This is a genomic window from Pseudomonas sp. GZD-222, assembly GCF_049310525.1.
In the GTDB taxonomy this organism is placed as follows: domain Bacteria; phylum Pseudomonadota; class Gammaproteobacteria; order Pseudomonadales; family Pseudomonadaceae; genus Aquipseudomonas.
On sequence record NZ_JBMOWO010000010.1, the window covers coordinates 23,568 to 31,512 of the forward strand.

General features: G+C 62.1%; 7 protein-coding genes and 4 tRNA genes. All 11 read left to right on the plus strand.

Annotated elements, in window-relative coordinates:
• Window positions 1-47 precede the first annotated feature (47 nt).
• Window positions 48-968, plus strand: coding sequence for an acetyl-CoA carboxylase, carboxyltransferase subunit beta (gene accD, locus ACO6VD_RS01555; RefSeq protein ID WP_422416549.1), 921 nt, complete (start codon window positions 48-50; stop codon window positions 966-968).
• Window positions 965-2,272 carry a bifunctional tetrahydrofolate synthase/dihydrofolate synthase gene (folC, locus tag ACO6VD_RS01560; RefSeq protein ID WP_422416551.1) on the plus strand — a complete coding sequence of 436 codons (1,308 nt, stop codon included), beginning with the start codon at window positions 965-967 and terminating at the stop codon, window positions 2,270-2,272. The genes accD and folC overlap by 4 nt, the downstream gene beginning before the upstream one ends.
• Window positions 2,256-2,927 carry an SPOR domain-containing protein gene (locus ACO6VD_RS01565; protein WP_422416553.1) on the plus strand — a complete coding sequence of 224 codons (672 nt, stop codon included), beginning with the start codon at window positions 2,256-2,258 and terminating at the stop codon, window positions 2,925-2,927. Before folC ends, ACO6VD_RS01565 begins: the two co-directional genes overlap by 17 nt.
• Before the next feature lie 99 nt (window positions 2,928-3,026).
• Window positions 3,027-3,581, plus strand: a complete 555-nt coding sequence (locus ACO6VD_RS01570; protein WP_136475216.1) for a CvpA family protein — start codon at window positions 3,027-3,029, stop codon at window positions 3,579-3,581.
• Between the two features lie 41 nt (window positions 3,582-3,622).
• Window positions 3,623-5,128 carry an amidophosphoribosyltransferase gene (gene purF, locus ACO6VD_RS01575; protein WP_400173383.1) on the plus strand — a complete coding sequence of 502 codons (1,506 nt, stop codon included), beginning with the start codon at window positions 3,623-3,625 and terminating at the stop codon, window positions 5,126-5,128.
• Between the two features lie 15 nt (window positions 5,129-5,143).
• Window positions 5,144-6,355: an O-succinylhomoserine sulfhydrylase gene (locus tag ACO6VD_RS01580; protein WP_422416555.1), complete on the plus strand. Its 1,212-nt coding sequence runs from the start codon at window positions 5,144-5,146 to the stop codon at window positions 6,353-6,355.
• Between the two features lie 11 nt (window positions 6,356-6,366).
• A complete protein-coding gene (locus tag ACO6VD_RS01585) occupies window positions 6,367-7,125 on the plus strand; it encodes an SDR family oxidoreductase (RefSeq protein ID WP_400173403.1) in 759 nt (252 codons plus the stop codon).
• Between the two features lie 93 nt (window positions 7,126-7,218).
• Window positions 7,219-7,294, plus strand: a tRNA-Val gene (locus ACO6VD_RS01590).
• 76 nt (window positions 7,295-7,370) lie between these two features.
• Window positions 7,371-7,447: transfer RNA gene (locus tag ACO6VD_RS01595), tRNA-Asp, on the plus strand.
• 99 nt (window positions 7,448-7,546) lie between these two features.
• Window positions 7,547-7,623: transfer RNA gene (locus ACO6VD_RS01600), tRNA-Asp, on the plus strand.
• 111 nt (window positions 7,624-7,734) lie between these two features.
• Window positions 7,735-7,811 (plus strand) — tRNA-Asp (locus ACO6VD_RS01605).
• Window positions 7,812-7,945 lie beyond the last annotated feature (134 nt).

The following is a 7,945-nucleotide window of genomic DNA, read 5'->3' on the forward strand; positions in this document are numbered from 1 at the left end:
ACCTGGCAGCCAAAGCCTGCCGGTCGCCGTTACTGGAGAAAGAAAGCATGAGCAACTGGTTAGTAGACAAACTGATCCCTTCGATCATGCGTTCCGAGGTGAAGAAGAGTTCGGTGCCTGAAGGGCTGTGGCACAAATGCCCGTCCTGCGAGGCCGTCCTGTATCGTCCGGAGCTGGAAAAGACCCTGGATGTCTGCCCCAAGTGCAACCACCACATGCGTATTGGCGCACGTGCACGCATCGACATCTTCCTGGATGCCGAAGGCCGCGCCGAGCTGGGTGCCGATCTGGAGCCGGTCGACCGCCTGAAGTTCCGTGATGGCAAGAAGTACAAGGATCGCCTGACCGCTGCGCAGAAGCAGACCGGTGAAAAAGATGCCCTGATCTCCATGAGCGGCACCTTGCTGGGCATGCCGATTGTGGTCAGCGCCTTCGAATTCTCGTTCATGGGTGGTTCGATGGGTGCCATCGTCGGTGAGCGCTTTGTCCGTGCTGCCAACTATGCCCTGGAAAACCGCTGCCCGATGGTGTGTTTCTCGGCCTCCGGCGGTGCCCGTATGCAGGAAGCGCTGATCTCGCTGATGCAGATGGCGAAAACCTCGGCAGTGCTGGCGCGCCTGCGCGAAGAAGGCATTCCGTTCATCTCGGTATTGACCGATCCGGTCTACGGCGGCGTTTCCGCGAGCCTGGCGATGCTTGGTGACGTTATCGTCGGTGAGCCAAAAGCCCTGATCGGCTTCGCCGGCCCGCGCGTAATCGAGCAGACCGTGCGTGAAAAACTGCCGGAAGGCTTCCAGCGCAGCGAGTTCCTCCTTGAGCATGGCGCTATCGACATGATCATTCCGCGTCAGGAACTGCGTCAGCGCCTGGGTAATCTGCTGGCTCAGATGATGGGCCTGCCGACGCCGAAGTTCGTCGCACCGGTAGTTGAGCCGATCGTCGTACCACCGGCGCCTGCCACCGTATGACCCAACGTACCCTTGGCGACTGGCTCGCCTATCTCGAGCAGTTGCACCCCTCGGCCATCGACATGGGCCTGGCGCGTTCGCAACAGGTTGCGGCCAGGCTCGGGTTGGACAAGCCGGCACCACGGGTGATTACCGTGACCGGCACCAATGGCAAGGGTTCGACCTGCGCCTTCGTGGCGGCTTTGTTGCGTGCCCAGGGTCTCAAGGTCGGGGTCTACAGCTCGCCGCACCTGCTGCGCTACAACGAGCGGGTGCAGATCGACGGCGAAGAAGCAGCCGACGAGCAGTTGTGCGAGGCGTTTGCTGCCGTTGAGGCCGCTCGCGGCGAGATTTCTCTGACCTATTTCGAGGCCGGTACCCTGGCCGCGTTCTGGCTGTTCAAGCGTTCGGCACTGGATGCCGTGGTGCTTGAAGTCGGCCTGGGCGGGCGTCTGGATACAGTCAATATCGTCGATGCCGATGTGGCGCTGGTTACCAGTATCGGTGTCGACCATAGCGACTACCTGGGTGATACCCGTGAGTCGGTGGCTTTTGAAAAAGCCGGCATTTTCCGTGCGGGCAAGCCTGCGCTGTGCGGTGACCTGAATCCGCCGCAACCTCTGCTGGACAAGGCTCGCGAGCTGAACTCGCCGTTCTTCCTGCGCGGCCGTGACTTTGATCTGGCCAGTACTGATCAATTCTGGCAGTGGCGGGGCGTAGACAGCCGCGGTCAGGCGGTCGAACTGCATGACCTGCCATTGCTCGACCTGCCGATGGAAAACGCCGCGCTGGCGTTGCAAGCCTACTTGCTGCTGGACCTGCCCTGGGATGCCGGGCAGATTGCTGCGGCGCTGCAGACGACGCGGATGGTCGGTCGCCTGGATCGTCGGGCATTTCGTTGGCAGGGCAAGGCATTGACTATCCTCATGGATGTCGGCCACAACCCGCACGCCGCCGAGTACCTGGCCCGGCGTCTGGCTGCACGGTCGGTGGCGGGTAAACGTCTGGCGGTGTTCGGTCTGCTGCTCGACAAAGACCTGGAGGGTGTAGTTCAGCCCTTGCTGGGTGCTGTCCAGAGCTGGGCGGTTGCGCCGCTGGATACTGCCCGCAGTCGTCCCGTAGGCGACCTTCAGGCAGTGCTGGCGAACCTCGGCGCCGAGGTGAAGTCTTACTCCAGCGTGGCTGAAGCCCTTGACGGGCAATGTGCGCTAGCAACGGCAGAGGATGAAATCCTGCTGTTCGGATCGTTTTTCTGTGTCGGCGAGGCCCTGCAGTGGCTGGATCGGCAGGCCACGGAGGATGGGGCAAATGGCATTGCTGGATAAAGTGGTCAAGCAACGGATGGTGGGTGCGCTGGTGCTGGTTGCACTGGCGGTGATCTTCTTGCCGATGCTGTTCTCCCGTGAGGACGAGATGCGTCAGGTGCGCGTCGAAGCCCCGGCGGCGCCTGCAGCGCCGAGCATGCCTCAGGTCCAGGTCGAGCCGGTGTCGGTGCCTGAGCCTCAGGTGTTGCCTGACGAAGCCCCAGTGGTTGTCGACGAGTCCACCGCGCCCATCCAGGCGCCGAGTACGCCGATTGCCCCAGCGCCTACTGCAGCGCCTGCGCCGGTCCCGGCCCCAGCTCCGGTCGTTGCAGAAAAGCCGGCAACGCCGCCACCGGCGGTCAAGCCACAAGCCCAGCCTGCAACTGCCGTCGCCAGCGCCGCCAAGCCTGCAGCGGGCAAGATCGACGCCAATGGACTACCGATCAGCTGGTCGGTGCAATTGGCCAGCCTGTCCAGTCGGGCCGGTGCCGACAACCTGCAGAAAACCCTGCGTAGCCAGGGCTACAACGCCTATATCCGTTCGGCCGGTGGTATGAATCGGGTGTATGTCGGGCCGCTGATCGAGCGCGCCGAGGCCGAGCGTCTGCGCGATGCGATCAGTCGCAAGCAGAAGCTCAACGGCATTATCGTGCGCTTCCAGCCCGAGCGCGGCTGAATGCTCGTCGCCCGGCCAGTGCCGGGCGGTAAATCACTGCTTACCGACAGCCCGCTGCTCTGGTAAAATGCGCCGCCTTATCCGTTTGCAGGCAACACTGTGGCATTTACCTGGGTCGACTGGGCGATTTTCGCGATCATCGCCATTTCTTCGCTGATCAGTCTCAAGCGCGGCTTCGTCAAAGAGGCCTTGTCGCTGCTTACCTGGATCATTGCCGGCGCTGTGGCCTGGATGTTCGGTGGCTCGCTGTCGCAGTACCTGGAGTCCTATATCCAGACGCCTTCTGCCCGGGTCATCGCCGGATGTGCCATTCTTTTCGTCGCCACCCTGCTGGTGGGGGCCATGATCAATTTTCTCATTGGCGAGCTGATTCGCGTCACCGGGCTTTCCGGGACCGACCGCTTTCTGGGCATGGCCTTCGGTGCCGCCCGCGGAGCTTTGCTGGTGGTGGTGGCCGTCGGGCTGTTGAGCCTGGGGCCGGTACAACAAGATCAGTGGTGGCAGGACTCTCGCCTGATACCACAATTTCTATTGGTGGCTGACTGGTCGAAAAACCTCATTCTGGGGTTCACCAGCCAGTGGCTAGCCAGCGGGATCAGCGCACCGGCTGATCTCCCGTTCAAGGAACAGCTTCTGGGGCCCAAAACGCCTTGAGAGCTGCTCAGTCCAGTTTCATTAAGTAGGGGTTGCGTCGCATGTGTGGCATCGTCGGTATCGTCGGTAAGTCGAACGTCAATCAGGCGCTGTATGACGCGCTAACCGTCCTCCAGCACCGCGGCCAGGACGCTGCCGGTATTGTGACCAGCCATGATGGCCGGTTATTCCTGCGCAAGGACAACGGCCTGGTCCGTGATGTGTTCCAGCAGCGCCATATGCAGCGTCTGGTCGGACACATGGGCATTGGCCATGTGCGTTACCCGACCGCGGGCAGCTCGACCTCGGCCGAGGCCCAGCCGTTCTACGTCAACTCGCCGTACGGCATCACCCTGGCGCACAACGGCAACCTGACCAACGTTGAACAGCTGGCCAAAGAGATTTACGAATCGGACCTGCGCCACGTCAACACCAGCTCCGACTCCGAAGTCCTGCTCAACGTCTTCGCTCACGAACTGGCCGTGCGCGGCAAGTTGCAGCCGACCGAAGAAGACGTGTTCGCCGCAGTCACCGATGTGCACAACCGCTGTGTAGGTGGTTATGCCGTGGTAGCGATGATCACCGGCTACGGCATCGTTGGTTTCCGTGACCCTAACGGTATCCGTCCGATCGTCTTCGGCCAGCGTCACACCGACGAAGGCGTGGAGTACATGATCGCCTCGGAAAGCGTTTCCCTCGACGTGCTCGGCTTCACCCTGATCCGCGACCTGGCGCCGGGCGAAGCGGTGTACATCACCGAAGAAGGCAAGCTGCACACCCGTCAGTGCGCGACCAACCCACAGCTGTCGCCGTGCATCTTCGAGCACGTCTACCTGGCCCGCCCTGATTCGATCATCGACGGCGTCTCGGTCTACAAGGCGCGCCTGCGCATGGGCGAGAAGCTGGCCGAGAAGATCCTGCGCGAGCGTCCGGAACACGACATCGACGTGGTCATCCCGATTCCCGACACCAGCCGCACCGCTGCGCTGGAACTGGCCAACCACCTGGGCGTCAAGTTCCGCGAAGGCTTCGTCAAGAACCGCTATATCGGCCGTACCTTCATCATGCCTGGCCAGGCTGCACGCAAGAAGTCGGTGCGCCAGAAGCTCAATGCCATCGAGCTCGAGTTCCGTGGCAAGAACGTGATGCTGGTGGATGACTCCATCGTGCGCGGCACCACCTGCAAGCAGATCATCCAGATGGCCCGCGAAGCCGGCGCGAAGAACGTCTACTTCTGCTCGGCAGCGCCAGCGGTGCGTTACCCCAACGTCTACGGCATCGATATGCCGAGCGCTCATGAACTGATCGCGCACAATCGCAGCACTGAAGATGTCGCCGAGCTGATCGGCGCCGACTGGCTGGTCTACCAGGACCTGCCGGACCTGATCGAAGCGGTTGGCGGTGGCAAGATCAAGATCGAGCATTTCGACTGCGCGGTGTTCGACGGCAAGTACGTTACCGGCGACATCGACGAGGCCTACCTGGACAAGATCGAGCAGGCGCGTAACGACGCTTCCAAGGTCAAGAACCAGGCGGTCAGCGCGATAATCGACCTCTACAACAACTAAATTAGGAGCAGCGGCATGACACAGGAATGGGATGCCGGGCGCCTGGACAGCGACCTCGAAGGGGTCGCTTTTGACACGCTGGCGGTACGCGCCGGCCAGCATCGCACGCCGGAAGGTGAACACAGCGATCCGCTGTTTTTCACCTCCAGCTACGTGTTCCGTACAGCGGCCGATGCCGCTGCACGGTTCGCCGGCGAAGTTCCAGGCAACGTCTATTCACGCTACACCAACCCGACCGTACGTGCGTTCGAAGAGCGTATTGCCGCCCTCGAGGGCGCTGAGCAGGCGGTAGCCACTTCCACCGGTATGTCGGCGATCCTGTCCACGGTAATGGCCTTGTGCAGCGCTGGCGACCACGTGCTGGTCTCGCAGAGCGTATTCGGCTCGACCATCAGCCTGTTCGAGAAGTACTTCAAGCGTTTCGGCGTGCAGGTCGACTACGTCCCGCTGGTGGATCTCGCTGGTTGGGATGCGGCGATCAAGGCCAACACCAAGCTGCTGTTCGTCGAGTCGCCGTCCAATCCGCTGGCCGAGCTGGTTGATATCGCCGCGCTGGCCGAGATCGCGCATGCCAAGGGCGCACAGCTGGTGGTCGACAACTGTTTCAGCACCCCGGCCTTGCAGCAGCCGCTGAAGGTGGGCGCCGACATCGTCGTGCATTCGGCGACCAAGTTCATCGACGGCCAGGGCCGTTGCATGGGCGGCGTGGTAGCCGGGCGCAGCGAGCAGATGAAGGAAGTGGTGGGCTTTCTGCGCACCGCCGGGCCGTCTCTGAGCCCGTTCAACGCCTGGATCTTCCTCAAGGGCCTGGAAACACTCAATCTGCGTATGCGCGCCCACTGTGCCAACGCACAGGCCCTGGCCGAGTGGCTGGAGCAGCAGGACGGCATTGAGAAGGTTCACTACGCCGGTCTGCAAAGCCATCCGCAGCACGCGTTGGCCAAGCAGCAGATGAGCGGCTTCGGTGCCGTGGTGAGTTTCGAAGTAAAGGGTGGCAAAGAGGGCGCCTGGCGTTTTATCGATGCCACGCGCCTGATTTCGATCACCGCCAACCTGGGCGACAGCAAAACCACCATCACCCACCCGGGCACCACCTCCCACGGCCGTCTGTCGCCGCAGGAGCGTGAAGCCGCAGGCATTCGCGACAGCCTGATCCGGGTGGCGGTAGGCCTGGAAGACGTTGTTGACCTCAAGGCCGACCTGGCCCGCGGTCTGGCAGCGCTGTGATCGACTGGTCCGTGGGCGACAACAGCCATAACGGCCGCGTCGCCCTGGTGACCGGGGCCGCTCGCGGGATCGGCCTGGGCATTGCCGCCTGGCTGATTGCCGAGGGCTGGCAGGTGGTGCTCACCGATCTTGATCGTGTGCGCGGCGCCAAGGCGGCCAAGGTGCTGGGAGACAACGCCTGGTTCATCGGCATGGACGTTGCCGATGAAACCCAGGTGAAGACCGGCGTGGCCGAAGTTCTCGGCCAGTTCGGACGTCTCGACGCCCTGGTGTGCAACGCCGCCGTCGCCGATCCGCATAACACCACTCTGGAAACCCTGAGCCTGGCTCACTGGAATCGTGTACTGGCGGTCAACCTGGGTGGGCCAATGCTGCTGGCCAAGCACTGTGCGCCGTACCTGCGTGCGCACGGTGGCGCCATCGTCAACCTGGCGTCCACTCGTGCCGCGCAATCGGAACCCGACACCGAAGCCTATGCGGCGAGCAAGGGCGGCCTGCTGGCCCTCACGCACGCCCTGGCCGTGAGTCTGGGGCCGGAGATCCGCGTCAACGCGGTAAGCCCGGGCTGGATCGATGCACGGGACCCGTCGCAGCGTCGCGCCGAACCCCTGAGCGAAACCGATCATGCCCAGCATCCGGCGGGCAGGGTAGGGACGGTAGAAGACGTGGCGGCCATGGTTGCCTGGTTGTTGTCGCGTAATGCCGGCTTTGTCACCGGCCAGGAGTTCGTGGTCGACGGCGGTATGACCAAGAAGATGATCTACACCTGACACTGCTTTTTTGCCCTTTTTGAAAAAACTTCAACGGGGGTATTGACTTAGGTTCGATACCTGCGTAAATTTCGCCACCTCAGCGAAGCACACGGGTGATTAGCTCAGCCGGGAGAGCATCTGCCTTACAAGCAGAGGGTCGGCGGTTCGATCCCGTCATCACCCACCACTTCCTGAGATGTTCCTGACCCGACACTTTCGCAAGAAGGTGTTACCAGAGAGGAACCGGACGCAAGTCCATATGCGCAGCGGTAGTTCAGTCGGTTAGAATACCGGCCTGTCACGCCGGGGGTCGCGGGTTCGAGTCCCGTCCGCTGCGCCACTTTTCTCCAGATCGGTTTAACGACCGGTTTGAGGTCCGAAGGCACCGAAGCCTTCAGGCCAGATCCCAGTTTCAACCAGGCGAAAGCCTGTGCGATACGCAGCGGTAGTTCAGTCGGTTAGAATACCGGCCTGTCACGCCGGGGGTCGCGGGTTCGAGTCCCGTCCGCTGCGCCATATTCGCTTTGAGGCCCTTGAACTCCTCGAAGCAACAAAGAGAGCGACCTAAGGTTCGCTTTTTTTGTGCCTGAGATCAGCGGTTGTTTCGCGTCCAGGCCTGCACGACACGCAGCGGTAGTTCAGTCGGTTAGAATACCGGCCTGTCACGCCGGGGGTCGCGGGTTCGAGTCCCGTCCGCTGCGCCATATTGAAGTAACAAAGAAAGCGACCTGAGGGTCGCTTTTTTTGTGCCCGAAGAAATTGGCCTTGGTGGGAGCGGGCTTGCCCCGCGATTGCGATCTGTCAGCTACATCGCATCGCGGGGCAAGCCCGCTCCCAC